Source organism: Bacillus sp. PK6-16, from assembly GCF_056530295.1.
Map to the genome: position 1 here is coordinate 2162335 of NZ_CP096511.1, position 25698 is coordinate 2188032.

Annotated in this window: 25 protein-coding genes; 24 read left to right on the top strand and 1 reads right to left on the bottom strand. The window is 34.7% G+C overall.

Going from position 1 to position 25698, the window contains the following annotated elements; translation table 11 throughout:
* The first annotated feature begins 11 nt into the window (after nucleotides 1–11).
* From M1D66_RS11195 to M1D66_RS11225, 7 genes are all read left to right on the top strand, one after another.
* On the top strand, nucleotides 12–503 hold the full coding sequence (locus M1D66_RS11195) for an SMI1/KNR4 family protein (protein ID WP_001243251.1): 492 nt from the start codon (nucleotides 12–14) through the stop codon (nucleotides 501–503).
* Nucleotides 504–564: 61 nt separating this feature from the next.
* Nucleotides 565–1353 (top strand): Imm47 family immunity protein, encoded by a 789-nt coding sequence (gene imm47 / locus M1D66_RS11200; RefSeq protein ID WP_242555126.1) that lies wholly within the window; start codon nucleotides 565–567, stop codon nucleotides 1351–1353.
* A 173-nt stretch (nucleotides 1354–1526) separates the two neighbouring features.
* Entirely contained in the window at nucleotides 1527–2078 is a 552-nt protein-coding gene (locus tag M1D66_RS11205) for an SUKH-4 family immunity protein (RefSeq protein ID WP_000602767.1), read from the top strand.
* Nucleotides 2079–2141: 63 nt separating this feature from the next.
* Nucleotides 2142–2654, top strand: coding sequence for a SecY-interacting protein Syd (locus M1D66_RS11210; protein WP_153595442.1), 513 nt, complete (start codon nucleotides 2142–2144; stop codon nucleotides 2652–2654).
* Between the two features lie 19 nt (nucleotides 2655–2673).
* A complete protein-coding gene (locus M1D66_RS11215) occupies nucleotides 2674–3096 on the top strand; it encodes an immunity 22 family protein (RefSeq protein ID WP_002024467.1) in 423 nt (140 codons plus the stop codon).
* Between the two features lie 64 nt (nucleotides 3097–3160).
* Nucleotides 3161–3589 (top strand): SMI1/KNR4 family protein, encoded by a 429-nt coding sequence (locus M1D66_RS11220; RefSeq protein ID WP_000543093.1) that lies wholly within the window; start codon nucleotides 3161–3163, stop codon nucleotides 3587–3589.
* A gap of 66 nt (nucleotides 3590–3655) precedes the next feature.
* The gene (locus M1D66_RS11225; protein ID WP_000178425.1) at nucleotides 3656–4123 is read left to right on the top strand and encodes a DUF6985 domain-containing protein; all 468 of its coding nucleotides are present in this window, start codon (nucleotides 3656–3658) and stop codon (nucleotides 4121–4123) included.
* Nucleotides 4124–4211: 88 nt separating this feature from the next.
* Here the strand turns inward: M1D66_RS11225 and M1D66_RS11230 are convergent, their stop codons facing one another.
* Complete coding sequence (locus M1D66_RS11230; protein WP_137073718.1) at nucleotides 4212–4919, bottom strand: DNA alkylation repair protein; 708 nt, start codon at nucleotides 4917–4919, stop codon at nucleotides 4212–4214.
* A gap of 224 nt (nucleotides 4920–5143) precedes the next feature.
* On the opposite strand from M1D66_RS11230, the gene M1D66_RS11235 reads away from it, so the two are divergent.
* The 17 genes from M1D66_RS11235 (at nucleotide 5144) to M1D66_RS11315 (ending at nucleotide 25693) form a co-directional block, all read left to right on the top strand.
* Entirely contained in the window at nucleotides 5144–5632 is a 489-nt protein-coding gene (locus M1D66_RS11235; protein ID WP_242555127.1) for an antitoxin YezG family protein, read from the top strand.
* 93 nt (nucleotides 5633–5725) lie between these two features.
* Complete coding sequence (locus M1D66_RS11240; protein ID WP_242555128.1) at nucleotides 5726–6100, top strand: immunity 22 family protein; 375 nt, start codon at nucleotides 5726–5728, stop codon at nucleotides 6098–6100.
* Between the two features lie 119 nt (nucleotides 6101–6219).
* Nucleotides 6220–6558: a DUF4064 domain-containing protein gene (locus tag M1D66_RS11245; RefSeq protein WP_000831724.1), complete on the top strand. Its 339-nt coding sequence runs from the start codon at nucleotides 6220–6222 to the stop codon at nucleotides 6556–6558.
* A 101-nt stretch (nucleotides 6559–6659) separates the two neighbouring features.
* A complete protein-coding gene (locus tag M1D66_RS11250) occupies nucleotides 6660–6989 on the top strand; it encodes a hypothetical protein (RefSeq protein WP_242555129.1) in 330 nt (109 codons plus the stop codon).
* Between the two features lie 56 nt (nucleotides 6990–7045).
* Nucleotides 7046–8002 carry a DUF3994 domain-containing protein gene (locus M1D66_RS11255; RefSeq protein ID WP_078384798.1) on the top strand — a complete coding sequence of 319 codons (957 nt, stop codon included), beginning with the start codon at nucleotides 7046–7048 and terminating at the stop codon, nucleotides 8000–8002.
* A gap of 155 nt (nucleotides 8003–8157) precedes the next feature.
* Complete coding sequence (locus M1D66_RS11260; protein WP_000591625.1) at nucleotides 8158–8616, top strand: hypothetical protein; 459 nt, start codon at nucleotides 8158–8160, stop codon at nucleotides 8614–8616.
* Between the two features lie 334 nt (nucleotides 8617–8950).
* Nucleotides 8951–10750 carry an S-layer homology domain-containing protein gene (locus tag M1D66_RS11265; RefSeq protein WP_012593286.1) on the top strand — a complete coding sequence of 600 codons (1800 nt, stop codon included), beginning with the start codon at nucleotides 8951–8953 and terminating at the stop codon, nucleotides 10748–10750.
* 454 nt (nucleotides 10751–11204) lie between these two features.
* Nucleotides 11205–11987, top strand: a complete 783-nt coding sequence (locus M1D66_RS11270) for a DnaD domain-containing protein (protein WP_242555130.1) — start codon at nucleotides 11205–11207, stop codon at nucleotides 11985–11987.
* A gap of 111 nt (nucleotides 11988–12098) precedes the next feature.
* On the top strand, nucleotides 12099–15512 hold the full coding sequence (locus M1D66_RS11275; protein ID WP_242555131.1) for a DUF4132 domain-containing protein: 3414 nt from the start codon (nucleotides 12099–12101) through the stop codon (nucleotides 15510–15512).
* Between the two features lie 102 nt (nucleotides 15513–15614).
* Nucleotides 15615–18005 carry a penicillin acylase family protein gene (locus M1D66_RS11280; RefSeq protein WP_242555132.1) on the top strand — a complete coding sequence of 797 codons (2391 nt, stop codon included), beginning with the start codon at nucleotides 15615–15617 and terminating at the stop codon, nucleotides 18003–18005.
* A 507-nt stretch (nucleotides 18006–18512) separates the two neighbouring features.
* Complete coding sequence (locus tag M1D66_RS11285) at nucleotides 18513–19790, top strand: IS110 family RNA-guided transposase (RefSeq protein WP_242555133.1); 1278 nt, start codon at nucleotides 18513–18515, stop codon at nucleotides 19788–19790.
* A 515-nt stretch (nucleotides 19791–20305) separates the two neighbouring features.
* Nucleotides 20306–21133 (top strand): helix-turn-helix transcriptional regulator, encoded by an 828-nt coding sequence (locus tag M1D66_RS11290; RefSeq protein WP_242555134.1) that lies wholly within the window; start codon nucleotides 20306–20308, stop codon nucleotides 21131–21133.
* Nucleotides 21134–21426: 293 nt separating this feature from the next.
* Nucleotides 21427–21666, top strand: coding sequence for a cupin domain-containing protein (locus M1D66_RS11295; protein ID WP_242555135.1), 240 nt, complete (start codon nucleotides 21427–21429; stop codon nucleotides 21664–21666).
* Nucleotides 21667–21867: 201 nt separating this feature from the next.
* The gene (locus tag M1D66_RS11300) at nucleotides 21868–22935 is read left to right on the top strand and encodes a glycoside hydrolase family 113 (protein ID WP_242555136.1); all 1068 of its coding nucleotides are present in this window, start codon (nucleotides 21868–21870) and stop codon (nucleotides 22933–22935) included.
* An 89-nt stretch (nucleotides 22936–23024) separates the two neighbouring features.
* Nucleotides 23025–23216, top strand: coding sequence for a DUF378 domain-containing protein (locus M1D66_RS11305; protein WP_000670805.1), 192 nt, complete (start codon nucleotides 23025–23027; stop codon nucleotides 23214–23216).
* A gap of 209 nt (nucleotides 23217–23425) precedes the next feature.
* The gene (gene serC, locus M1D66_RS11310) at nucleotides 23426–24508 is read left to right on the top strand and encodes a 3-phosphoserine/phosphohydroxythreonine transaminase (protein WP_000442943.1); all 1083 of its coding nucleotides are present in this window, start codon (nucleotides 23426–23428) and stop codon (nucleotides 24506–24508) included.
* Between the two features lie 12 nt (nucleotides 24509–24520).
* On the top strand, nucleotides 24521–25693 hold the full coding sequence (locus tag M1D66_RS11315; RefSeq protein ID WP_000490228.1) for a 3-phosphoglycerate dehydrogenase family protein: 1173 nt from the start codon (nucleotides 24521–24523) through the stop codon (nucleotides 25691–25693).
* The last annotated feature ends 5 nt before the right edge of the window (nucleotides 25694–25698 follow it).

Here is a 25698-nt window from a genome sequence, read left to right on the forward strand (position 1 = left end):
GGTGAAGTTGAATGAGAAATGACTTAACATGGCCAGTACCGGATGAGCCAGTTTCAGCAGAATATATAAACATTGTGGGAAAAGAGATAGGGTGTATATTTCCAAGTGACTATGTAGAATGTGCTACAAATAATAATGGTTCAGCTGTATTACCTTATAAATTTGAAATAGATACGATAACAAAGGTATTTGGAACTTTACTTTCTTATGATGTAGATAGTAGTGAATATATCGTTAAAGTATATAACCAGTATATTTCTACTCTGCCAAATGAATTGATTCCATTCGCATTTGACCCAGCAGGAAATTTAATCTGCTTTGATTATAAAAATCATAAAGAAGATCCAATTGTCGTCTTTTGGGAACATGAGGGGGCATGGGAAAAGGAAACATTGATGGAAAGTGAAGGGATTACGGCTGAGGAAGCAGAGGAAAGAGCAAGAGAAAATGTATACCATATTGCTAATAATTTTACGGAGTTTTTAAATAAGTTACATGATTAATAATATTATTCATATGAAATGGTTCGTATAAATGTAAGCAGCAATAAAAGGAGAGAGAATTATGGACTTAGAGCATTTAAAAAAAGATATTTGGTATGGAAAAGTTTCTAATCATACAATTGAAACTCTTAAGTCTAACTTAAGGGATAGTGCAACAGAGACAGAATCCTTTATTTTAATTAACGAATTGTTAAAGTTAGGTGATTTCTCCGTAAAGGGGTTACTAATTGAACTTATGAATAGTACTCGAAATGAGCTTGTTTTGCATTTATGCACTAGACTATTTTGTTCAGTAGCTACTCATGATGATTTATTAGAAACGAATAATTTGAAATTCCTTTCAAGTGCTTCAGAGGATGGAGTTCATAATTTTGTAGTAAGTGCTAGTGAAACTCTTTCATATCATGTAGTACAATATCTTTTAGCGTTACTAGAAGAGTGGGAAGATACCTTTGTTGAAAAAGCTATAAGAAATGAACTTTCATGGATGCTTGGAATTGAGGACGAGTATTATGAAGTATCGTTAGAAGAATTTAATGAAGCTTATTCTAGTTTTATCGAAAATAACGATACGCAAGAATACTATTATCGTAATAGACTATCTTTTCCTGGAGATTTGGCAAAGGAGTTAGTTTCGGAAGTTATGAGTTCTTTAAGAGATAGAACTACTTATAATGTTGTTACTATACCTTCCGTTTTATCAATTTGGTGTGGAATCAAATGTCCTATTCAATACGATACGATAATAAAAAATGAAAAAAATAGAGAGTTGATGTCATATATCGATGTTTTAACAAAGAAAGAATGGAAGATTGGTAAAAAGTATTTTTATGGATATGTAGTCGTATAAGAAAACGATATATGTGATGAATATAAAACCATTCTATCGCACTCTGTTAAGGAGTGATTTTTACTATAACGGAAAGATTTGATGGATGGTATGTTTTATGGAGGAAAATAAAAAAACAACTAGTAGCTCAGCTAAATGTAAACAGACATAAACACATCAAGAAGGTGAAAAAAATGATACTACCAGAGGATTTTCGAGAGAAATGGGATGTTAATAAAGATGGCCCACTCATTACATTTCCTGAAAAAGAATTAATAAACAAAAACTTTTCAGCTGAAGTGAAACGATTTTTGTCTATAGGAGGCTTGCCAGAAACACCGCCACCATATTTAGAATTTACTTCATCTCAGTCTTTCGTAAGGTCTATTATAAATGTATTTCATATGCCAGAAGAGTTTCGAAAATATTGGTATTTAGGAACAACAAGTTCTGGAGATCCAATTTGTATAATTGAAAAACAAGAAAAAATAGTATTTCTAAATAATAGTGATGCGTATAAAGAAGTGTTTATGAATTCTTCTATACAACAATTTGCAGCATGTTTATTAGTATATTCAAAAATGATTGATAAGGCAGTAGAGATAAATGGTGAGGATGCATTTATCGATAATAATATACCAGAGTGTACAATAAGTTGGTTGAAGGAAGAATTGAAAAAAATTGATGATAAGTGTATGGAAAAGGGTTCTTTTTGGTGTATGGAAATTGAGAGCTTATATGAATAATTGGAAGTGAAAATGAAAATGTATGGTGCATTGAAGAGGAGTATGGTGATAGTGAAGAATGCTATGAGTACATATTTTAAATTAAGAAAAGAATATTTTGATAGAGGTTTGAATTTCTTATTTAAAACACCGTATAACGAAAAAGTCAATTTCGTTATCTATCATGGGGAAATAGAGGAAGAAGAAATTTCATGGAAACCGGTTGAGAAATATATTAAAACTAATTTAACAATACTTGAGGAGCGGTTCGGAATTAAGTTTCATGATTCAGTTCATCACTATTTTAATTCATATTGGTTTACTGATTTGGATGGGTTTATCGGTGACCATTATATTAGTTTAGAGGCTGTATTGCCAAATATAGAGTTGGACTCTTTCAAAGAGAAGTTAGAAAGGTATGAAAAAAATCATCGTAAGCTAGATAAGATTCCTATAGGAGTAGAAGGAAATGGTTTACTAGTTGTTTTAAATAATGTAAGTGGCAAAGTCGAATTGGAGGATTTCGAACGTGGGTTGTTTATGGAGATTTCGAACAGTTTAAATGAGTTGATTTCTAGTTTGAGATTACAAAAATAGTAAAGTAAAGAATGTTTATATGAATTATAGACCGGCTAGATGGGGTGGGAAAGTGGAATATAGTGGAATGGCTTCAGTTTGGTTTGGAATTTCTAAATCACTCCAAAATCTTGAGGAGTATGTCGATATAGATTACACGATAGATGGTGATTCAGTTCATTCAAAGTTTGGGACGAGCTTTGAATTCGGTTATTATGATGAAGATAATATTGAAATTTGTTTTTATGAGAATAATAAAAGGGAAATTGAACATATTTTAAATGATTTTTCTTATAGTGAACGAATTATTCCTAAAATAAAAAAGCTAGTAAATGGAGATAGTTTAGCGAACGATATTAACTTTGCTATTGTTCTTTATGATTTTAAATATAATGAAGTGAAAAGAGAGGATATGTTTGATGGTTTAGAGGTTACATTTATTGGTTCTATGCCGTACAGGTAGTTTGCAGGGAGCTGCAAATTCATTTCATAAACACATGGATAAACCTTGTAAAGGAGGGATACAAATGCATGCTTTGCCAAATCGTTTAGAAGAAGTCTTGGAAGAAGATATATATAAACGGGAAGATAAAGGTCAGGTGAATGAAGTAATAAATAGGTTAGGTGTAGAAGTGTCTAATACATTTAGAGAGTTTTATTATCGATTTGCAGGACCTTTTTGGGACGAGCACGTTCCTTATGAATTACTTGATATTATAGATGAAGAGAATAATATTGAATATTACACAATTATTGCTCGAAAGGAACATGGATTTCCTAATAAGTATTTAGTTTTAACGGAAATGACAGCAAATGCTGCATTGGTCCTTGATAGTGTAACTGATAAAGTTTACTCAGTAAATTTTGAAGGTGGAGATGAATTACTTTTAAATGGAGAATTAAAGGAGAGTTGGCCAACGTTTTATATGTTTTTGAAAGAATATTTCAAATGTTAAGTGTTGATGGGAGTTAACAATAAGCAGGAACACCTTAGTAATAAGTGCGAGAGGAGTGACGGATAAATGACAATGAACGATTCAGTTTTTGGAGAGATTGAATATAATTATGCTTGGGGTAAGCGTATGCTTATAACTTTTATAGGCAATGTAACTGAGATTGATTTGATGATAGATGGTGAAGAAGATGAGATGTTTGATGAAGGGCAGTATGTAGCGTATCAATCATTAATAAAAAATTGGGAAGAGGTACAAACAAGTTTACTACAGTCTATATTAGACTATTACAAACAAAGGAGATGTGAATTGGGATATGATATTGGAGTGCAAGAAAATTATCCATTAGTTGAAACAACTGATCAAATACTAGAGATGATCGGTTTAGAGGGTATTGTTGTTCCGTATGCAGATATTACGGAAGGGCGAGAGGTTGGAATTACATTTAATTGTACGTGGGATATAGAAAATGGTGTAGGAGTTCGATTATTAAATGAAAAGGTAATGGAAGTAGGTTATCAGGATATTATTTTTTAATATAAGTTAAAAGTAAATGAGGGGATATATAACCTGAATGAAAAAGGTATCAATCTTTATCAGATTGACACCCTAATACGAATCTTTTTTAACACCTTACATACTTACGCTTAAAACCAAGTCTTCCTCTATCAAGTTCTTTCTGAATACTTTCAGAAGCATTTAACAAACTGCTTTTTTTATTATCACGTTTGACTTCAACTATACCAACTTCTTTTGCAATCTCGACTGCTTTTTCGTGTAGTGGTACATATGAAATTGCCACGGTGTTTAGGAAATTATTCATAGCGGATTTTGTTCGTTCTGGAGAATGATGAATTGTATCTTTCACCATTTCAAGCATATCGGAAATTTTACTTTCGGAAAACTCATTGTCTTTGCGGTTTCCTAAAAGCCAACAGTAGCAACTCCAGCCTGCAGACATTTTAAGCTCGTCCCCACTTGCAATCCATTTATCAGCAACATCTTGTGCGATATTTGACTCTGATAAAGTTACTGCCACCACATAATCGGATAGCATATAAAAATATGCCCCGTCTATCCAGCGATCAAAATCAGACTCACTCATAGCTTTTGGATCGGCAATAATACCTGCAAAGTACATAGCATCGTAGTTACCTGTGGCATAAAGCTCTTCAGCTAATTCTTGGTTTACTTTTATTTTTTTAGCGATTGGTTTCATAGCGCCTGTAGCTACGCCAAAAACTGGCTCATGGGCGCCGTTAGATATGTATATTTTTTTCGTTCGTTCCTTACCTAGAGCCTCAAGTTCTTGCATAACTGTTTTAAAATCCATAGCTGTGCACTTCCTTCCTTCATGTAAGAGCCTTTTTAAGTCTTTCATATTTCTTATTTTAATACTAATTGTATTTAAGAGGTATGTCTACTTTCTAAAGGCATCGAAACTTGGTTTGATTTTTAGATGAACTACATTACACTTTAGTGTAAATAAAGAGCTAATTAAAAGAATGGTATAATATAGAAAAAGTAAGTGATGAAAATCAAATAGGGGGTATTCAATTGGAAATAAAATTGAATCGATTATATAGAGAGATAGCGGAAACGGTTCATGCCATGATTCCAGAAGAATGGGAGAAATTTTATTTTTATGCACAAATATCAGAAGCTGGAGGGGGAACTTACTTTTTCTATAACAACTTCAGAAATAAACAAAATTATAAGTATAGTGTAGAAATTCCTTTTAAATACGAAGTTGATGAAGAGGAGTTTGAAAGGAAAGAAGATTTTTTATATAAATTGAGTAAGGAATTAAGAAATGTTTTCAAAGATAATCAGCAAGAGCTTTGGTACTCTTTTACAATGTCTCTGGAACATAGTGGGGAATTTAACATGCATTTCGATTATACAAATTGGTTCGATACAGAATATAGTTTTAGTGATCAGATGATTATTTGGAAACATAAATACTTAGGTGAAGTACCAATTGATGAAAATGATAAAGAGCTAATTCATAAGTATGACAATGAATTTCCGAATAATCCTATTTGACTGAAAGGAAAGAAGAAATGGTTTTTATAAAAATCATGAATTTTAAAGCGTAAGTTGAATGAGAATATATATTCATAATGGAGGACGCTATTAATGGAAGTACATGGAATGGTTTCAATATGGTTAGGTAATATGCAAACGCAAGATCAGTTGGATACATATATAGATGTTACGTATGATGAAGAAGGAGACGCTATACCAGCAAGTTTTTTTGTTGATTTTAATATTGATATGATTGATGTAGATGAGGATTTTATTGAAAAGGAAGTGTTAGAAGAAGCGAGTGATGACATTTCTATGTTATTAACGGGATGTTCATATGATGATAAAATACTTTCTCGAATTAAGGAAGTAGTTAAATTAAATAAATCCTATAATTCTATCGTTTTAATTTATAATTTTCAATATGACAATTCAGTAAGTAATTGTGAAGGTTTTAATTTTGTAACTGCTACAAGTTATCTATAGTTAGAAGTAAAGTACAGTAGAATAAAAATGATTTGTATAGTTTTTCCAATGAATATTTGGTATGATGGTGAATGGGAAAAATATACAAGTTGTTAGTTTTTCAAAAAAGGGGGATTGAATTGAAAAGAACACCTGAATTTGTATTAGGTTTAATTGGTGGCATTTTGGGAATTATTATTTCCATAATATTAATAGTTGTAGCGTTTAATATTATGGAAGGTGTTGATTACGAACTTTTAGCTTATTACTCTATTATTTTAACGGTTCAAATAGGATTGTTCATTTTATCGTGTTTAGTAAACAAGGTTAATAATAAAGTTTATGGAGTTTGTATGATTGTGATTCCTATAGTTATGTTGTTTATGTCATTATTCTTTTTACTTATTCCGACAATTTTACAAATTATATCTGGTTCATTTGCATTTAGGACATTAAAGTTAGAATCGAATGTAAGCTAAATATAATTATCAACGTCTGAATATTCGGTTTTTTAAACATTTTCGTTTGCAGTTCAAATTAACATAAAGTACAAAGTTGTACGCTTTAGGAGGAGAAATAGATGATTATTTGGTCTGGTTGGGGTTTTTTCGTCGCAATTATTGTAATTATTAATACTCTTTTGGGTAAGGCTATCTTTGGATCTATAACGGGGGACGCTACATATTTTCAAGACCATAGTTGGCCAATGGCGGTAATGTTTATTATATCAGGGGTTATGTCTTGGTATTTAGGTAAATATATTAATAAGCCAGATGGGAAAGTTTATATAGATGCCGAAACTGGTGAAAAAGTTATGTTTAATAAAAAGCACTCATTATTTTTTATAAAAATGGAATATTGGGGACCGATTCTAGGAGTTATTGCGATTGTAACTTTAATTACAAGATAAAAAAAGAGGATGGGTATAGCAAGAGTAATCTATTCAAGTAGAAGGGGAAATCAGTCATGAATGCAAAGAAACTACTAGGGGTAGCAGTTCCGGTCATGTTGTTATTTGGTTGTGGAGTTTCTGAGAAAACGAACACTTCTAAACAGGAGAAAACGGAAGAGTCTAAAGTAAAAGAATCGAAGTCTAATAGTAAGAAAGAAAAAGTTTCAAAGGAAGACTATCCTAATAAAGTGTATAAATTAGGGGTAGAGTTTGATAAGTTGTTTGCGGAGCATAACAATATTACAAGAGAGGTTTTTGACGGTAAGAAAAAGAAATCAGATATAGTAGATAGTGTGAAAGAATTAAATAAAGTGTTAGATAAATTTGAGTCGATAGATCCCCCTACAGAGTATGTAAATCAACAAAAGGATTTTGAAAAAGCAATTGGTTATTTTAGAGAGTCTTTTTCTTTAATAAATGAAGTATTCACCCGAAAAGAAAAAAGAGAAAAAGGCGATAAGACTGATAAAGAGTTAATGGAGAAATCCGAAAAGTTAGTGAAAGAAGGAGATATTTACTGGCTTAAGGCATTCAAAGATCTTGAAGGGGATATTAAAATCGGTGACGGTACAGTATCTGTGAAAGATTTGAAAGAGTTAGATAAGAAAGCTGGAATTAATACGGATAACGTTATGAAGAATGTGAAAGATGGTACGGAATTAATCGGTAATTGGGGATTCAAAGGAACAGACGGTTTCATTATGTCACTTATTCTAAAAGGTGATAAGACATTTGAAACGTATGGTAAAGGTGAGTATCCAAATAAAAAGAATTATATTGAAGGCACTTGGGAATATGATAAGGAAGCTTTTACAATCTATTTACATCTCAATAAACGTTTAGTAGACGGTGTAGAAGATACAATTCAAAAAAAGAAAATAGCATATAAAGTTCAAGATTATGATGGGGAAAACTTGCAATTATTTAATGAGACGTCATTTCATACAATTAGGTATGTGAAGCAAAGTTAAAGTTATGGAGGACTAGGTTTAAATGGCCTGGTCCTTCATTAAAGAGTGGGTATGTAAATAATATGTTATCTTTCGTTCTGTTTAATTAGTATCATGTTATTCTTTAATAGAGTAATAAATGGAGTTTTGCATTAAATATATGAGGTTGGTTACAAATGATAAAAAAATTTACTAGATTCGTATTAATAGTGGTTATCCCAATCAGTCTTATTACAGGTTGTGGGGCTGCTGAAAAAACTGAAGCACAAAAGCCGAAAGCGGTACAAACGGAGAAAAAGGACTATATGGATTACTCATATGGTAGCAAAGGTATATTAGTAAGTGGCAAAGCGAAAGAACGGCAACAATACGAGATTGGATATATGGATGATAATAAATTAATTGGGATTGATGAAAATATTGAAGACTGCATTATTTTAGATAATAAAGATGAAGCAGGTCTCATTTGGAAACAAATAGAGCGAGGATCTATTATTGAAGTGCAATACGGTAAGGATCGCAATGATATCGTAGGCGTGCAATTCGTAGGAGATCGTGAGTCATATGAAATTAGTGATAAGTTTGATCGGAATACGATAAATGAGATTGTTGAAAACGTTAAAGGGAATTTGTAATAGATGTATTTCGATAGTATAGGATCTCTTATTATGAAATTGTATGCCAGTTATTTGTCTAAGTCTAAATTGATTATTTTGACGGTATTTGTAATTAGTTGTAAAATAATGTTTGTTGATGAATTTTATAAAAAGTATGTTAGATGAAATTCATCTGTAGGGATGACATATAAATATTTACTTAATGGGTATAAAATATGGTAATTTAAATATATAAATAAAAAGAAAACATATTAGGAGTACATAGTAGATTCATATTTTTAAAAATTAATGTGACAATAAAGGGAGGTTGAGATACATACACGGTGGGAGTGTGTATGTATTTATTATAATAATGAATAAGACAATCAAACAACAAGTAATCGCACTATCAACAAGTCTAGTGATTTTAGGGAGCGTACCTTTATCAGCATCAGCAGAAGAGATCAACAAATCTCAAACTGATCAACTTAATATTGCCCAAGGAGAACACGGAACGAGCGGATTAAATTATTCTAATTTCAAGTTGGAAGTTCCTGATCATGTACAAATTAACGAAGCAGAAGTATCTGGAAATGAAAAAATGCTTTTAGAAGAATATAAGCATAAACATAATGAAACAGAAGAATTAAACAAAATGCAAGATGCTAAGAAGGGACAAGTAGCAGAAAAGGAAGCTATTTCAAACATTGAAAAGGCATTTGAATCTGTAGATGGTCGAAATGATGGATCTGATCGTCAAATGAAACCTGTTGCAAAGCCAAGAGGTATTCAATATAGTGCACAGAGTACGAAGAAATATGGAACACTTGCAGGAGTTCCATTTGTGGAGTGGATTGTTCCAGCAGGAAATCCTGATATTCGTCCTGCAAATCCGATGAAAGCACGTTACATTACAATCCATGAGACCGCAAATACAGCTGCTGGTGCTAATGCTGAAAATCATGCGAAATATTTATACAAGCAAGCAACTGAAGGCACTTTCCGAACAGCTTCATGGCATTTTACTGTAGATGATAAACAAATTTATCAACACTTACCAACAAACGAAAATGGTTGGCATGCAGGAGATGGAGATGGTTCAGGAAACAGGGAGTCTATCGGTATCGAGATTGCGGTTAACCAAGACGGTGATTACAATAAAGCGTTAGAAAATGCAAAACGACTTGCAGGTTATTTAATGAACAAAGAAGGAATTGGTGCAGATCATATTTACAAGCATCAACAATGGAGCGGGAAAAAATGTCCTGACATTTTAATTTCACGTGGTAATTGGGCTGGTTTCGTACAAGGAATTCAGTGGTATGCAAATATAAATGCGCAGATTGATACGCCTTTACAAGATAAAAATGACTCATTTAATCCAAATGAAAATAATCCAGCTGAACCTAGCATGGAACTAGTGGTAAATGGTAGTGGCATCAATGTACGTAGTGATGCGGGTATTGAACATCGTGTTGTACGTAAAGCTTCAAACGGAGATCGTTACAAAGTATTAGCCGTTAAAAATGGTTGGTATAAAGTAGGTAATGGAGAATGGATTTTCTATGACCCAAGTTGGATTAAAATTAACTACAATGTACCAAAGGAAGAAGTACAAAAGCCTAAGGAAGAAGTACAAAAACCAAAAGATGATATTACAGGTGGCTGGTTTGAAGGGCATATTCGTAAATTAAACAGTCTAGGTATTATGCAAGGCGAAGGCAATGGTGTATTTGCTCCATATCGAAATGTAACGAGAGCGGAGTTTGCGAAATTAATCTCGAATGCTCTTAAACTACCAGAGGGAAATAAGTCATTTGTAGATATTAATGAGGCACATCCATCACTTCATGACGGTATTAAACGTTGTGCAAGTGCAGGAATTATTAATGGTCGTGGTGAAGGGATTTTTGATCCTAACTCACCAATTACTCGTGAAGAAGTATCTATTATGATTGACAAAGCATTACGATATAAAGGAATTACAGGTGAGTTAGTAGCATTACCATTTACAGATAAGCATTTAATAACATACAAAGAATCGGTTCAACGATTATACAGTCTAAAGGTAGTTAATGGTATTGGAAATAATGAGTTTGATCCTCGAGGCACAGCAACTCGTGGTCAGGCGGCTGCCTTTATTGTGAAGATGTTAGATTCAATGCAAAAATAAAAGGAAACTTTAATCAGTGAGGGCCACTCGCATTGCAATCAAGCAGTTTATTCACCAAATTTTGAAATGAGAGTTTTACTGCCCGCAAATAGCAGAAGAAATTGTATGTAGAAGCTGACATTGGTAGAAGTAAAAAATAAGACGAATTTGAAAGGAGCTATCCAAAATAATAATTTGGAATAGCTCCTATTTAGTAGGAAGAACAATTGTATTTGATAGATTGTAATGTAGAATGCCCTTCCAAGCCCCTCATAAGCCCCTACCAAGTAATAAATCACTAAGAAAAAACAAAAACAAAAACAACTACAAGAACAAAACAAGCGCGAAAAAATGAAACCGGCGTTGTAGTAGTAAAAAAATTGTAATTCGAATGCCAAAACCATTCCCGCATGCCTATCTTTATAATGAAGGATTAAAATTTTCCTATTTACTAGCAAAGAGTGGAGGGAAACATATGGCAGTATACCGTAATGTGCAGGTGAACTTTTGGCAAGATGAATTCATATTAGATTTAACGCCAGAGGAGCGTTATTTTTACATATATTTGTTAACTGGTACGAAAACGAAGCAATGTGGTATTTACATATTAGCGAAGCGTGTGGCAGAGCTTGAAACAGGTTACAGTATGGAGACTGTTGAGAAGTTGCTAAACAGGTTTGTTGAGTATGGAAAGATTTTATATGATACGGAAACGAAAGAGGTATTCATAATAAATTGGTTACACTATAACCCTATTTCAAATACGAATGTGGAGAAGTGCGTATTACATGAGTTAAAGACTATAAAAAGTAATGAGTTCATACATATATTTTTACGTAAATGCCTTGAAGAAGAATACAAGATTCCATTATTATTGCAGCATTTTGGTATGCCAAAAGAAGAGGATAATAGTAGTTCACAAGTAGTTATTGAAGAGAAAGAAGAAGCGGAAGAGATAGAGGTGGAAACCATAGAAGAGGACGTTCCAAATAGTGAAGTTTATAAGTTTTATGAACAAAATATTAGTAGTTTATCCCCATATATTGTGAAGGAATTGAAGAATTGGATACAAAGACTTTCTGGAGAGGAAGTGTTAGAGGCACTTAAAATTGCGTTTGAAAATAATAAGAAAACGTTAGCTTATGTGAAGGGGATTTTGAGGAATTGGTGTAGCAAAAAGTTAAAGGATTTTAGTGGGGAGAAGTCTGTAATGGGAAGTTTAGAGAGAAGGAAATGTATGTTGAGTAGTGTATTTTAATTTACATTAATTTAATATAGAATGTACGTTCGTTTTTGTTGGTTTTATGCTATACTACCATTAAATAAGGGTATTTTTATAATAGATAAAAAGATGCGGGGGGTACAAAGTTTGACTACTAGTACATCTGAGTTGTTTCAATATATTAATATGACAGAAGAACAGAAACAATTATCACAACGATATTTACAGATAAAAGAAGAAGAGATTTTAAAAAATATTCAACTAACGACAATTCGTGATCAAAAAAGAAGTGATTTTGCGGAGAGATTTATAAACGATTTTAGGAAAGTGCATAAACAAGATCCGGATTTTTTTCGATTATTTTACCATATACTCGAGGAGCAATTATTAAATGTTCTTGTAGTCCGTTTTGCGCATGTCAGTTTTTCTAAAATGAAGATTTATTTAGAAAAAAGTGCACTTCCTTTGGACAAACTTGTAGCAATCGCATGTAAATATTTATCCAGTATTTCAAGTTATGTAAATGAAGCAGATGTTTTTCTTAGAGAGTTAACAAAAGAGAGTCCGAACTATATAGAGGGACAATTACATACTTTACCAACTAAGCAACAATTAACATTACTTCTCATAATGTTTGATGTAGATTATGAAAAGTTTCGTACATATAGTTTTTTATTGAATGAAAGGTTAGAAGAACATACAGAATTTATATTAAAACTGCTAGGGGAAAAGGAAAAGGTTGAAGCAGTTAAACGGTATTTAAAAGATGAAGATGATAGTGAAGTATTTATAGGTGGGAATTTACCGGAACATATTTGGCGGCTATTATTTTGTGTTCATAAATATTCGAATGTTGCGAGGCGATATATTGAAATATTGGCGAAGAAAAATGTTTGGGGTTTTATAAACTATGCAAAACGTTATATGTGTCACACTCTCGGTCAGTCTCAAAACTACAAAAAAACTGGTAGTGTAAATAGAGAAACATATGAAGAAATTCAAAGTTTTTGTACACAGTTTTGGATTTCTAAGGAAAGATTTTTTGCGCATCGTCTAAGGCAACATGATTTGAATAGTGAGGATTTTTGTAAGACGTATGAATATGAATTGCTATGCTTTATGTTGGAGGAAGATCCTGAATGTATTCAACATACTTTGCAATATGTAAGTAAAATGAATTATCTCATCATCGCACGAACGTTAGCTGAAAAAGGATATGAGCTAGATATAGGGAAAATGCGAGAAGAATTTTTTGTTGCTGCTTTGCAAATAAAATTGTCTACAGTGCGGGATACATATCGTGATTATTTACAAGGGAAATTGTCACTTGAGGATATGAAGCAAATACTTAAAAATCCGAAATATAGGAGTATGTATTGGGGTATGCCGGTGTTAGAGGTTGCGCTTCTTTGGGATATAGATGATGTAGCGAAGAGGGAAGCTGTACTTACACTACAGTTTGGAGATGATGATAGTGTTAATTTATACGAACTTCTTTACGAATGTTCTGTCAGAGGAGTAGAACCGAAACAAGTATTAGAAGATCTGCTTTCGTATGGGTTAAGTAAGGAAAAGCTTATCGCTTATGCAGTTGAAGAAGCTGCATGCTACAGTGAAGAGAGAAATAAGGCGAAGGAAGCGCTTGTTTGTGTAATTGTAAAAGAACAAGCGTACATCATTGAAAGATTTGATGAGTATTCTGCTGTGGCCAAAGCATATATTTTAGAAGAGTTAGCAAAGGATAACATGATTAAAATGCGTCCAATTTTAATTAAAAGCTTAGGAGATTCATCTAAAAAAATGCGTGAGTCTGTAGTTAAGCTGCTTTCAAAAGATGTGGAAGCTGCAGCAGATGTAGCAGTTGAACTTCATAATAAAAAGAAGATTGTTCGTGAAAATGTGATGAAAATACTAATAGAGTATAAGCTTGAAAAATATACGAAAATTGTACAGGAAGCTTTGCAAGAAAGTAAAAATGAATCTTTCGCAGGAAAATTCTCATTTTTATTCCAAACGGAGGAAGAAAAAATAGAAGAACTATGTGCACGTATTTTAACTGAACAAACAAGAAATTCACTTCTGCAATTGATTGGGGATGAGCCACAAATCCGTTTACGTGACTCTGATGAAACTGCTGATGCTGCAATTCCGTTAGCCTATTTACAACAGTATATTTCAGATGCTGTTATTGAGAAGAAAGAAACGGCAGAAGTAATTGGTAGAGCTTTAAATGAAGAGGACTTAAAAGAATGTGTGCAAACAATATATCAAATATGGATTTCTCAAGACGCAGATGTGAAGAAGCGTGGAATTCTTTCGTTATACGGAATGTATAGTGACGACAAAATGGTCGACATACTTATAAAGCAAATTGATGAATGGGTGCTTCAAATGAGAGGAAAGATAGCAGCGGATGCCGTTCGTGCTTTAGGTTTGTCTTCATCTAAGCTTGCACTTATGTCTATTCATGCAATAGCATTTAAATATAAACATAAGCAAGTACGTAATGCAGCAAAAGAAGCGCTAAGTCTTGCTGCGAAAACACGTGGTATAACAGAGGAAGAGCTGGAAGATCAATTGGTGCCGGACCTCGGCTTTACTATACAGGGTGAAAAGATAATTGATTTCGGGAATCGAAGTTTTACTGCCATTTTAACTACAGAGTCAAAAATTGAATTAGAGACAGAAGAAGGAAAACGTATGAAGTCACTTCCAAAGCCGAATGCAAAAGATGATGTAGAAAAGGCTGAAGAGGCTAAAAAAGAATTAGCCTCTTTAAAGAAGGAACTCCGAACTACTCTTTCCATGCAAAAACAACGATTAGAAGCGGCACTTTCGTTAAAGCGTTATTGGTCACATAATGCATGGAAATCTGTATTTATGGATAATCCAATTATGAAGCAATTTTCTATTTCACTCATTTGGGGTGAGTATAAGGAAGGGAAGTTGCTGAAGGCATTCCGTTATGCAGAAGGTGGCGTGTTCTGTACAATTGACGGGAAGAGTTATGAACTTTCATCTGGCACTGTTATTGGTTTCGTTCATCCGTTAGAATTGTCTGGGGCGGAGAAGGAATTATGGAAAGAGCAATTAGAAAGTGCGGGAATTGTTCAGCCGTTCCTACAAATTGAGCGTCCAGTGTTTGTAGTAGAAAAGAATGATGAGAGTGCTATTGAGAGATTTGGCGGTATTTTACTAAATGGTCGTTCGTTATTCGGTAAGATGACAAAGCTTGGATGGATCCGTGGGTCTGTTCAAGATGGCGGTGTGTATTATACATTTTACAAAGAAGATACTCGTACCGGATTAGGCGTGCAATTGTCATTTAGCGGAGCGCCCATTGGTTATGAAGATGAAGAAGATGTATGTGTATTTGACATTCAATTTTATAAAGCAGGTACAGTGAATCGTGGTTCATATGAATACGATGAGATTGATGATGAAAGACGCATTGTACCAAAAGAAGTAGATAAACGCTTCTTTAGTGAAATGTTATATGATGTCCAAGTAGCGACAGATTCAAATCTTGGGCATAATGAAAGTTGGCGTAGCGAACGATAAGAAAAACCCCCTTCATTGGTAGGAAAATGAAGGGGGTTTTTCAATGTCTTTAAAAGGTTCTTTCTCAAAAAGAAGCGAATAGTGTGAGAAAGGGGTGGTTATATGGAAGTCGTTATAAAGAAGAAACGAAAAAGGGGAAAAAGAATTTTTATTTGGGCTAGTAGTATCGTTCTTTTGTTAGTTATTTCCGCTGCGATTTTTTTGAACATATATACGCTGAAATCTATGCCAAAGATAGATGGAACGATAAAGCTAGAGGATTTACAACAAGCTGTTACGGTGAAGCGTGATAGTAAAGGTGTACCGCATATTAAATCGGAAAATGCACATGATTTATATTTTTCACAAGGATATGTGCAAGCGCAAGATCGTTTGTTTCAAATGGATTTAAGTAGAAGACAAGCGTCTGGTATGTTAAGTGAAGTTGTTGGGGAAGCAGCTGTTGATCGAGATAAATTGTTTCGAACACTCGGTTTACGGCGAGCTGCCGAAGCTTCAGTTAGTCAATATGATGGAGAAGCGAAATATGCCCTGCAGTCATTTGCTGATGGGGTGAACGCTTTTATACGTGAGGCGAAAGAGGAAAAGAAATTACCAGTTGAGTTTACTATATTAGGTTATGAACCTGCTGAGTGGTCAATTGTTGATACTTTAACGATCGGGAAGTATATGGCGTTTGACTTAGGAGGACATTGGCACGGACAGGCATTTCGATATTGGGCGCTGAAAAATCTTCCGAAAGAGCAAGCGAATGAGCTATTTCCTGCATATCCGAAAGATGCTCCTAGATTGCTAGCTGAACTGAAAAATACAAATGTGGACGTAGCACAAAGTTTTTCAAAAACGATAATTCCGCCGGAGTTTAACGGTAGTAATAACTGGGTTGTGAGCGGTGAGAAGAGTGCGTCAGGTAAGCCAATTTTAGCAGATGATCCTCATTTATCTCTTGCGACGCCTTCTATTTGGTATCAAACGAGACTTGAAATGAAAGGTTTAAATGTGAGTGGCGTTATTTTCGCTGGAGTACCAGGTGTTATATTAGGACACAATGACAAAATAGCGTGGGGTGTTACGAATACAGGGCCTGATGTGCAAGATTTATATATTGAGAAGAGAAATCCTAATAATGAAAATGAATTTCTGTATAACGATAAATGGGAAAAAGCTACCGTTGTAGACGAGTCTATTAAAGTAAAAGGCGGGAAGACAATTCCTTATAACGTTACGATTACGAGGCATGGACCAGTAATTTCAGAGTTTGCGTATAAGGGGAAGGAGAAAACGAAAACAGTATTCTCTTTAAAGTGGACAGCTTTAGAACCGTCAGCTGAGTTAAAAGCTGTATTAAATATGAACAAAGCAAAAGACTGGAATGAGTTTGAAATCGCTCTTCAAGATTTTCATACACCAACCCAAAACTTTGTGTTTGCATCAAACGACGGCACAATTGCTTATAAAGCGAATGGAAATATACCAGTGCGTAAAAAAGGTGATGGTAGCTTACCTGTTCCAGGATGGACAGATGAATATGAATGGGAAGGGTATATCCCGTTTGATCAACTTCCAAAAGTAATTAATCCAAAACAAGGGTTTATTTCAACTGCGAATAATAAAATTGTTGATGATGATTATCCGTATCATATTAGCAATACGTGGGCGCAGCCATATAGGCAAATGCGTATTCAAGAATTTTTGCAAGAGAAGGAAAAGTATACGGTGAAAGATTTAGAAGAGTTACAGATGGATCAAAAGAATTTATATGGGAAAGAGTTTACTCCTATATTTTTAAAAGAGTTAAATAAAGCATCTTTAAATGAGGTAGAGAAAGAAGGCGTAGACCAATTAACAAAGTGGAATTTTTACGATAGTAAAGATGAAGCGGCACCATTAATATTCCATTTGTTAATGAAAGAGATTTCAAATACGTTATTTTCAAAAGAAATACCGAAAGATGTAATGGAGTTATTTGAAGGGAAGTCACAAGTTGTTGATGAATTGATTCGAAAAGAAGTAGCGGGAGAAAATAGCGTTTGGTTTACGAAGTACGGAGGTTTCACAAAAGTTGTGCATACATCGTACGAGAATGTAATGAAGAAATTGCAGAAGGAATATGGACCCGATATTGGTGAGTGGAAGTGGGGCGATTACCATCAACTCGCTTTTACACATCCCATTTCGAAATCATCGAGTATGTTAGCATTACTCGCTTTTAATCGTGAGAAACCAGTTCCGATTGGTGGGAGCCAAGTTACCGTGCAAGCAGCGAGTTACGGCGAAAACGGCATTGTAAATCACGGGGCGTCTTGGAGATTCATTATTGATACGAAAGATATGTCAAACGGTTATCATATCGTAGGGCCAGGACAGTCGGGCCATTTTAGAAGCGATTGGTATCATGATCAAATAGATGATTGGGTAAATGGCACGTATCATACGACTACATTGAATACGGAGGGGATAGAGGGGAAGGTGCTAAATTTAGAACCGAAGTGATAGGGTGTTTTTGTTTGTGGAGGGAACTAGTAATACTCTTTTTGATAATGAAAGCTTATCATTTAGAACATAACCCAGTTCTTAAATAATTTTAACAGCCAGCCTACTATCATTTAATTTGATAGTAGGCTGTTTCCATCTTCGAAATACGCTGTAGCAACTTCTTCAGGATTACGATTATTTCCACATGCTGTAAGTGCTGTAACTAATAAAGTCATTACAACTATTAACATGATTATTCCAGTTTTGAGGGGAATTAGTTAACAAAGACTAGGTATTATTTGCAACAGAACTGTTCCTCTATCCCCCTTGTTTCATCATTTTTCTAGGCCAGCCAACTTGACAAATGTTTTTTTATCAAACTACAATGAAAATCATTATCAATAATATAGGGAGAATTCCTGTTTGAAGGTTTTCGGTGGGCTTGCATGTGAAAGAGCCTCTTGGTATGATGCGGGGTGTCAAATTACGAAATTGACCCCTAATTCATAATCAAGGAGGCTTCATATGGATTGTAATCAGAATGAAAAAATTAATCAAGTTACTGAAATGACTCTCGTGATTGGAATGGATATCGCAAAACGAACACACTACGCTAGTTTCATTGATGTCCGAGGACGTGCACTAAAGAAGGCATTTCCAGTTTTACAATCAAAGGAAGGCTTTGAAACTTTTTATCGAAGTGTTTTAGAAGCAATGGAAGAATACAAAAAAACAGATGTAATTGTGGGGATTGAGCCTACTGGACATTATTGGCTGAATCTTGCTTATTTCCTTACGGAGCGAGGGATTCCATTAGTCATGGTAAATCCGATGCATGTGAAGCGTTCCAAAGAGTTAGATGATAATTTACAGACGAAGCATGATGCAAAAGATGCTCTTGTGATTGCTCGTCTTGTGAAAGATGGTCGATTTAGTTATCCACGTATTTTAGCTGGTGTGGAGGCGGAACTTCGTGTAGGGACTACTTTGCGAAATCAGTTTGTAGAAGAACAAATTGCGATACGAAACAAGCTCATTCGCTGGTTAGATCGTTATTTTCCTGAGTTCTCAAAAGTATTTCCTACTTTCGGAAAAACGGCGATGGCAGCGCTAGAATGTACACCGTTACCTTGCGATGTTGTTGGAAAGACAGTAGAAGAGCTTTTACACGATTATCGACAAGTAGAAGGGATTACATCACCACAGAAGCATAAGGTGATGCGGTTAACTCAAATTGCGTTAGATTCGATTGGAGTAACAGAAGGATTAGAGATGGCCCGCGTAGAGATTGCCACATTAGTCCGTCGTTATCGTGAGATTGAGAATGAAATCAAAGAGCTCATGAGTCGCCTTACCAATTTAGCAAAAAACTCTGAGGAATATGAATGGCTATCTACTGTACCAGGTATGGGAGACGCAACGATTATCGAATTATTATCTGAAATTGGAAGTTTTTCATATTATCAGCACCCACGCCAATTAATCAAGCTTGCGGGGTTGACGTTGCGGGAACATTCTTCTGGTCAACATAGAGGACAAAAACGCATCTCTAAACGGGGAAGGAGGCACTTACGTGCACTTCTCTTCCGTGTTATGATGCCGATGGTCCGGTGTAATGAAGCGTTTCGCCAACTACATGTTTATTACACGACAAGGTCTAAAAACCCATTACGTAAAAAGCAATCTATCGTTGTATTGTGTGGGAAATTATTGAAAATATTACATGCACTTAGTACGAAACAAGTGGAATTTGATGCACAGCGGATGATGGCCGATATCCCAAGCCTCGAAGGGGCATTATAACGTTTACTTTCTTTTCATTCGATGACACGGAGTAGCTGACGTAGTTCCGTCCATTTGACCTTGAGTCCCTTAGGGAGTTTTGTTAGCCTCTGCCTTATGATTAGACCGAACGAAGGAATGTAGGCACATGATGCTCAGAGACATGGGAGGGTACGTCATCATAAGTTTGTAGAGCTCCACAGTGCATCACATACAGTTTATTCCCACCAGTTTTATCCAGTGGGAACAGCGTAGCGTATCTAAATTCTGTAAGTGTTTCACATATATATAAATTATTGTTAATCTAGCGTGTCGAAAAAAATTTTTGACACCCCAACAGCGGTTATAACCGTTGATATATAAGCATTTATAGAGGGAGGATACTTTGGTCAATAAATGAAAAACAATATAATTATAGGTTAATAACCAGATCTTGTTAAGTTGTATGTACTATTTTTAGTTTAGCGTTTCCCAGAATGTACACCAATTAATCTCGCGAATTACAAGAAAACTATTATTGAAATGAGGCGTGTATTGTGAAGTTAGACGTGAATGAGTTAGCAGAGTATCTTGCCAATACTCCTTTCCGAGTAGAAGGAGTATATCGTTATGCTAAAAATCCAGGTGTGCCTTTTGCTGAGTCTACAGATTCTTTCCCAGGATTTGTATTTCCAATTACAGGGAAGATGCAATTTCAATTTAATGGTACGCCGTATACTCTTTCCCCAGGAAAAGTTATACATGGGGGTGCAAAAATGACATTAGCCCATAAAATGCTTGGTGAAATAAACTGGGAATATATTCTTGTTTTATATCGGATAAGCAATTCAGAACGAGAAGACTCTGGCTTTACTCATCAGCATTTTGAATTATTAACAGGACAATCTCCTCGTCTTGTCGAATTACTTATGCGTCTTTGGGATGTATATAATCAGCGTGGAGGCATTTCGATGTTTCAGACCGAAATGCTGTTTCGCGAAGCGTTGAATGAAGCTTTATTAAGTGTTTTCAATAGAGAAAGCAATTATGAGTCGCATACTTTATTCGAACGAATATCTAGTTACGTTCGTAAATACTATTATAAAGATATTACAATTCATACACTTACAGAACAAAATAATGTTAATCGAAATCGTCTTTCTTACGTGTTTAGAAAGCATGCAGGTATGGGGGCAGCAGAATATTTATTGAACTATCGTATAAAGATGGCTCAAAAAATGTTATGTACAAGTGATGTGCCTGTACAACAAATTGCGCAGGCTGTTGGAATCGCAGACCCTTTTTATTTTAGTAGAGTTTTCAAGAAGCGAGTTGGCATTTCGCCTACTAAATATCGCGAGAAGTTCATCAATAATCCATACTAATGTCAACAGGGGTCCATTCTTATTTGAAAATCACTGTTCTATACTTATGGAGAGTTAAAGGAAACATTGGATTGAAAGTACTTTCATTGAAATCACTCCTTTGTACTATCTGAATGAAAAGTTCTGGCCGGAGCATTTTCTTTTTAAGCGTAATAACGACTTTTTTACTTATATTACTGTAATATAGTGGAATTTGAAAGTGAGGAGGGATTATTATCCATTACCAACCTATTAAACTAAATGACGAGTTATCTAAAATTAACGATTATTGGTATCCACAAGTGATTGGTGAAATGAATGACGATCAAATTCAGCTTTTTAAAGCTAATGGAGATTTTATATGGCATGAGCACTCTAATACGGATAAGCTATTTATTGTGCTTGAAGGGGAGATGTTCATCGATTTTCGTGATGGACAGGTGAAAATTTCTAAAGGCGAGATGTTTATTGTCCCGAGAGGCGTTGAGCATAAACCTTTCACTGAAAAGGAATCTCATATCATGTTGGTAGAGCCTAAAAGGGAAATGGATTGATAATTGTAAAAAGATAAAAAAGGAGCGGAAATCCGTTCCTTTTTTATTTATCTTACTATTTTTAGGAGCTTAGTATGAGTAAGATGTGAATAAAGGATGAATAGCATTTTTATCAATAAAAATTTATTGGATTTTTTGTGGAATATATATGAAACGTTGTATAAAATAATCAAGAAAGCCAAAAATTATAGGGGGAAAGTTGTGAAGAAAAATAAGAGTTTAATAAGTTTTTTAGGAGTGTTTATTATGTTGTTTTCTTTTTGTTTTCAAGGAAATGTACAGGCAGATGTAAATACTGTTCAATCTGGAAAAATCAAATCAGGAAACGTCACAGTATGGGAAGTTGGAAATGTAGCGAAAGTATTAGCGGATGTGGAGCGCTTAAATTTAAATACAGTAAATGTACCGATTCAAGTAGATATCCCAAATGTGACTTCTACTAACATGGTAATTAATCAAGCGCAAAAGCAACAAGCTATTATTTTAATTCAAGAATTATTAAAGCGTAATATTCAAGTTATAGTGGAACCGTTCCCGTATATTCAGCAGGGGAATGTTGGAGAGACAGAATGGGACCCAAGTAACATTAATGATTTCTTCTGGAATTGGAAGACGGTTATTCTGCAAGATATTTTTAATTCCATTACAAGTAAATACAATGTGTATGGACTAAAGATTGCTTCTAATTTCGTGAATATGGAGTATGCAGAAGGATACTGGAGCGATACAATTGATTTTGTTCGTAATCAGTATAAAGGAAATGTTTTGTATCAAATGAACTGGTGGTTAACAGCAAGCTGGGACCCTTCTTATGAAGCGAAGTTTAAAGAGAAAATCAATCGCCCGTATTTAAAAAAGGTGGATATTGTTAGCATAGACAGTTGGTTTGAAGTGTCAGGAAAAAGAAATCCAACATATGAAGAAGTGAAGCAAAGTTTATTTGCGACAACAGTATATAATCGTGGGCAAAATGTTGTTCAGCAATTGGAACAATTACATAATGCAACAGGAAAGCCAGTTTACTTCGGTGGATTTAACGTTCCAGCACGTGAACTTGGATTACAAAATCCATGGAATCCAGATGTTTCAAATGTGTTTTCGAAAGATGTACAATTAAATGGATGGCGTGCTTACCGAGATGTATTAGAACCGAAACCATATTTTAAAGGTTTTTCAATATGGTTTATTGGCTCTAATGATAGTACACATGCGTATCAAATACATAGTAAAGAAGCAGAGGCAGTTATTAGCGGGTGGTACCGAAAATAAATTTTATAAAATAGGTAAGTTTTAAAGTTTACTACATATATTTCTAGTGAAAGGCCTTTCACCATCTTATCACCTAGGGGGCAATCATAATGAAATTTTTGTCTTACCTTACAGTAATATTGGTGATTCTTGGCGGTTTGAATTGGTTATTGGTAGCGTTAGATTACAATGTAGTTGAGAAATGGTTTGGTTCTATGCCGGCGCTTGTGGACACTATTTATTGGCTCATTGGTCTTTCTGCTATTTATCAAATTTTTGATCGGTTCTTTACGAACGACTAGCTATTATTCTTTCATTATTAGAGTGTTAAGTACGATTATGTACTTAACACTTTTTTATATGTCCATAAAAAAGTCTGCACTTGCAAGCGATTCCATCGCGTCTTGCGCCCTAATAATAGAAAACAAATTGACCGTATATTATATTTTAGGTTATAATTCAGAAAGTTTAAAAATTAATAAAAATGAGAAATAGGGAGGTTATGAGGGTAATGGAGAGAGTCTATAATTTTTCAGCAGGACCATCAATACTCCCTTTGCCAGTTTTAGAGAAAGTGCAAAAGGAGCTTGTAAATTATAACGGGACAGGCATGTCAATTATGGAAATGAGTCATCGATCTTCTTATTTTCAAAGTATTATAGAGGAAGCGAGTAACTTACTTCGTGAATTAATGAGCATCCCTGATGAGTATGAAGTTTTATTTTTACAAGGCGGTGCGTCATTACAATTCTCTATGATACCGTTGAACTTAATGAATACGTATAAAAAAGCTGGATACGTACTAACTGGCTCATGGTCTAAAAAGGCATTGCAAGAAGCCGAAAAAGTTGGGGAAGTACAAGTGATTGCTTCTTCCGAGCAAGAGAAGTTTACTACGATTCCTAAACTGGACGGTTTATTAAGTGATGAAAAACTAGATTATGTACATATTACAACGAATAATACAATTGAGGGGACAAAATATGTGGACATTCCACATGTAGAAAAAGTGCCGCTCGTTGCGGATATGTCCTCAAATATTTTATCAGAGCGATATGATGTTTCGAAGTTTGGTCTTATATATGCGGGGGCGCAAAAGAATTTAGGACCTGCGGGCTTAACGATTGCTATTATAAAAAGAGATTTAATTGGGGGAGCAGATCGCTCTTGTCCGACAATGTTAAATTATGAAACTTACAGTAAAAATAACTCCTTATATAATACACCGCCGTCCTTTAGTATTTACGTAACGAAACTTGTACTAGAGTGGTTGAAAGAGCAAGGCGGAGTATCTGCGATTGAAGAACAAAATAGAATGAAATCTTCACTTCTTTATAATTTCTTAGATGAATCAAAATTGTTTACTTCACCAGTTGATCCTACGTATCGATCACTTATGAACATTCCGTTTACAACACCGTCAGAAGAGCTGAACAGTGAGTTTTTACAAAAAGCGAAAGAACGAGGACTTGTTACGTTAAAAGGGCATCGATCAGTCGGTGGTATGCGCGCTAGTATTTACAATGCGATGCCAGTACAAGGCGTACAGCAATTAGTAAATTATATGAAGGAATTTGAGCTTGAGAATAGATAGGGAGATGGGGATATGTTTCGTGTTCAAACGTTAAATCAAATTGCAGAAAAAGGTTTGCAAGTTTTTACTGAAGAACGTTATGAAGTAGGAGATAGAATCAATCATCCAGATGGAATTTTGCTTCGTAGCTACTCTTTACATCAAGAAGAGTTTTCAAAAGACTTAAAGGCGATTGCAAGAGCTGGCGCTGGTGTAAATAATATTCCTGTCGAGCGATGTACAGAAAAAGGAATTGTAGTATTTAACACGCCGGGGGCAAATGCAAACGCTGTAAAGGAACTCATTATTGCCAGTCTTATTATGTCTTCACGTAACATTATTAATGGTGTAAGTTGGACGAAAAACTTAGAGGGTGAAGAAGTACCACAGCTTGTTGAATCAGGAAAAAAACAATTTGTTGGATCAGAAATTGCAGGGAAACGTCTAGGTGTTATCGGACTTGGCGCAATCGGTGCTTTAGTTGCGAACGATGCGTTAGCGTTAGGGATGGATGTTATCGGATATGACCCTTACATTTCAGTTGAAACAGCTTGGCGTCTTTCTACACATGTGCAAAGAGCATTTAGCCTAGATGAAATTTTTGCAACATGTGATTATATTACACTGCATATTCCTCTTACGAATCAAACGAAGGGGATTATTGGGGAACACGCTGTAGAGAAGATGAAAAGAGGGATGCGTCTATTTAATTTCTCTAGAGGAGAACTTGTAGATGAAAAGGTTCTTCAAAAAGCATTAGAAGAAGATATTATTACACATTACGTAACGGACTTCCCGAATGAAAATGTAATAAAGATGAAAAATGTAACAGCGACGCCTCACCTTGGTGCATCTACGTCTGAATCAGAAGAAAATTGTGCAGTAATGGCAGCACGTCAATTACGTGAATATTTAGAGACAGGAAATATACGTAATTCAGTCAACTATCCAAATGTTGAGCTGCCGTATATCGGAAAGAAACGCATTACAATTATGCATCAAAACGTCCCGAATATGGTAGGGCAAATTACAGGATGCTTAGCGGAACATCATATTAATATTGCCGATATGATTAATCGTAGTAAACATTCTTGGGCATACACAATGATTGATATCGATAACGGAATTGATGATATAATAAAAGAGAATATTGTAGAAAATATAAGCAAAATTACAGGTGTTGTAGCCGTTCGAATGATTGTGTAAAGGAG

Excerpts from the sequence above, each read along its gene's own strand:
- M1D66_RS11295 (WP_242555135.1), top strand. The coding sequence starts at position 21,427 with ATGAATGACGATCAAATTCAGCTTTTTAAAGCTAATGGAGATTTTATA.
- M1D66_RS11230 (WP_137073718.1), bottom strand. The coding sequence starts at position 4,919 with ATGGATTTTAAAACAGTTATGCAAGAACTTGAGGCTCTAGGTAAGGAA.
- M1D66_RS11205 (WP_000602767.1), top strand. The coding sequence starts at position 1,527 with ATGATACTACCAGAGGATTTTCGAGAGAAATGGGATGTTAATAAAGAT.
- M1D66_RS11220 (WP_000543093.1), top strand. The coding sequence starts at position 3,161 with ATGCATGCTTTGCCAAATCGTTTAGAAGAAGTCTTGGAAGAAGATATA.
- M1D66_RS11195 (WP_001243251.1), top strand. The coding sequence starts at position 12 with ATGAGAAATGACTTAACATGGCCAGTACCGGATGAGCCAGTTTCAGCA.
- M1D66_RS11265 (WP_012593286.1), top strand. The coding sequence starts at position 8,951 with ATGAATAAGACAATCAAACAACAAGTAATCGCACTATCAACAAGTCTA.
- M1D66_RS11285 (WP_242555133.1), top strand. The coding sequence starts at position 18,513 with ATGGATTGTAATCAGAATGAAAAAATTAATCAAGTTACTGAAATGACT.
- M1D66_RS11280 (WP_242555132.1), top strand. The coding sequence starts at position 15,615 with ATGGAAGTCGTTATAAAGAAGAAACGAAAAAGGGGAAAAAGAATTTTT.
- M1D66_RS11305 (WP_000670805.1), top strand. The coding sequence starts at position 23,025 with ATGAAATTTTTGTCTTACCTTACAGTAATATTGGTGATTCTTGGCGGT.
- M1D66_RS11210 (WP_153595442.1), top strand. The coding sequence starts at position 2,142 with ATGAGTACATATTTTAAATTAAGAAAAGAATATTTTGATAGAGGTTTG.
- M1D66_RS11215 (WP_002024467.1), top strand. The coding sequence starts at position 2,674 with ATGAATTATAGACCGGCTAGATGGGGTGGGAAAGTGGAATATAGTGGA.
- M1D66_RS11315 (WP_000490228.1), top strand. The coding sequence starts at position 24,521 with ATGTTTCGTGTTCAAACGTTAAATCAAATTGCAGAAAAAGGTTTGCAA.
- M1D66_RS11225 (WP_000178425.1), top strand. The coding sequence starts at position 3,656 with ATGACAATGAACGATTCAGTTTTTGGAGAGATTGAATATAATTATGCT.
- M1D66_RS11255 (WP_078384798.1), top strand. The coding sequence starts at position 7,046 with ATGAATGCAAAGAAACTACTAGGGGTAGCAGTTCCGGTCATGTTGTTA.
- imm47 (WP_242555126.1), top strand. The coding sequence starts at position 565 with ATGGACTTAGAGCATTTAAAAAAAGATATTTGGTATGGAAAAGTTTCT.
- M1D66_RS11260 (WP_000591625.1), top strand. The coding sequence starts at position 8,158 with ATGATAAAAAAATTTACTAGATTCGTATTAATAGTGGTTATCCCAATC.
- M1D66_RS11270 (WP_242555130.1), top strand. The coding sequence starts at position 11,205 with ATGGCAGTATACCGTAATGTGCAGGTGAACTTTTGGCAAGATGAATTC.
- M1D66_RS11240 (WP_242555128.1), top strand. The coding sequence starts at position 5,726 with ATGGAAGTACATGGAATGGTTTCAATATGGTTAGGTAATATGCAAACG.
- serC (WP_000442943.1), top strand. The coding sequence starts at position 23,426 with ATGGAGAGAGTCTATAATTTTTCAGCAGGACCATCAATACTCCCTTTG.
- M1D66_RS11250 (WP_242555129.1), top strand. The coding sequence starts at position 6,660 with ATGATTATTTGGTCTGGTTGGGGTTTTTTCGTCGCAATTATTGTAATT.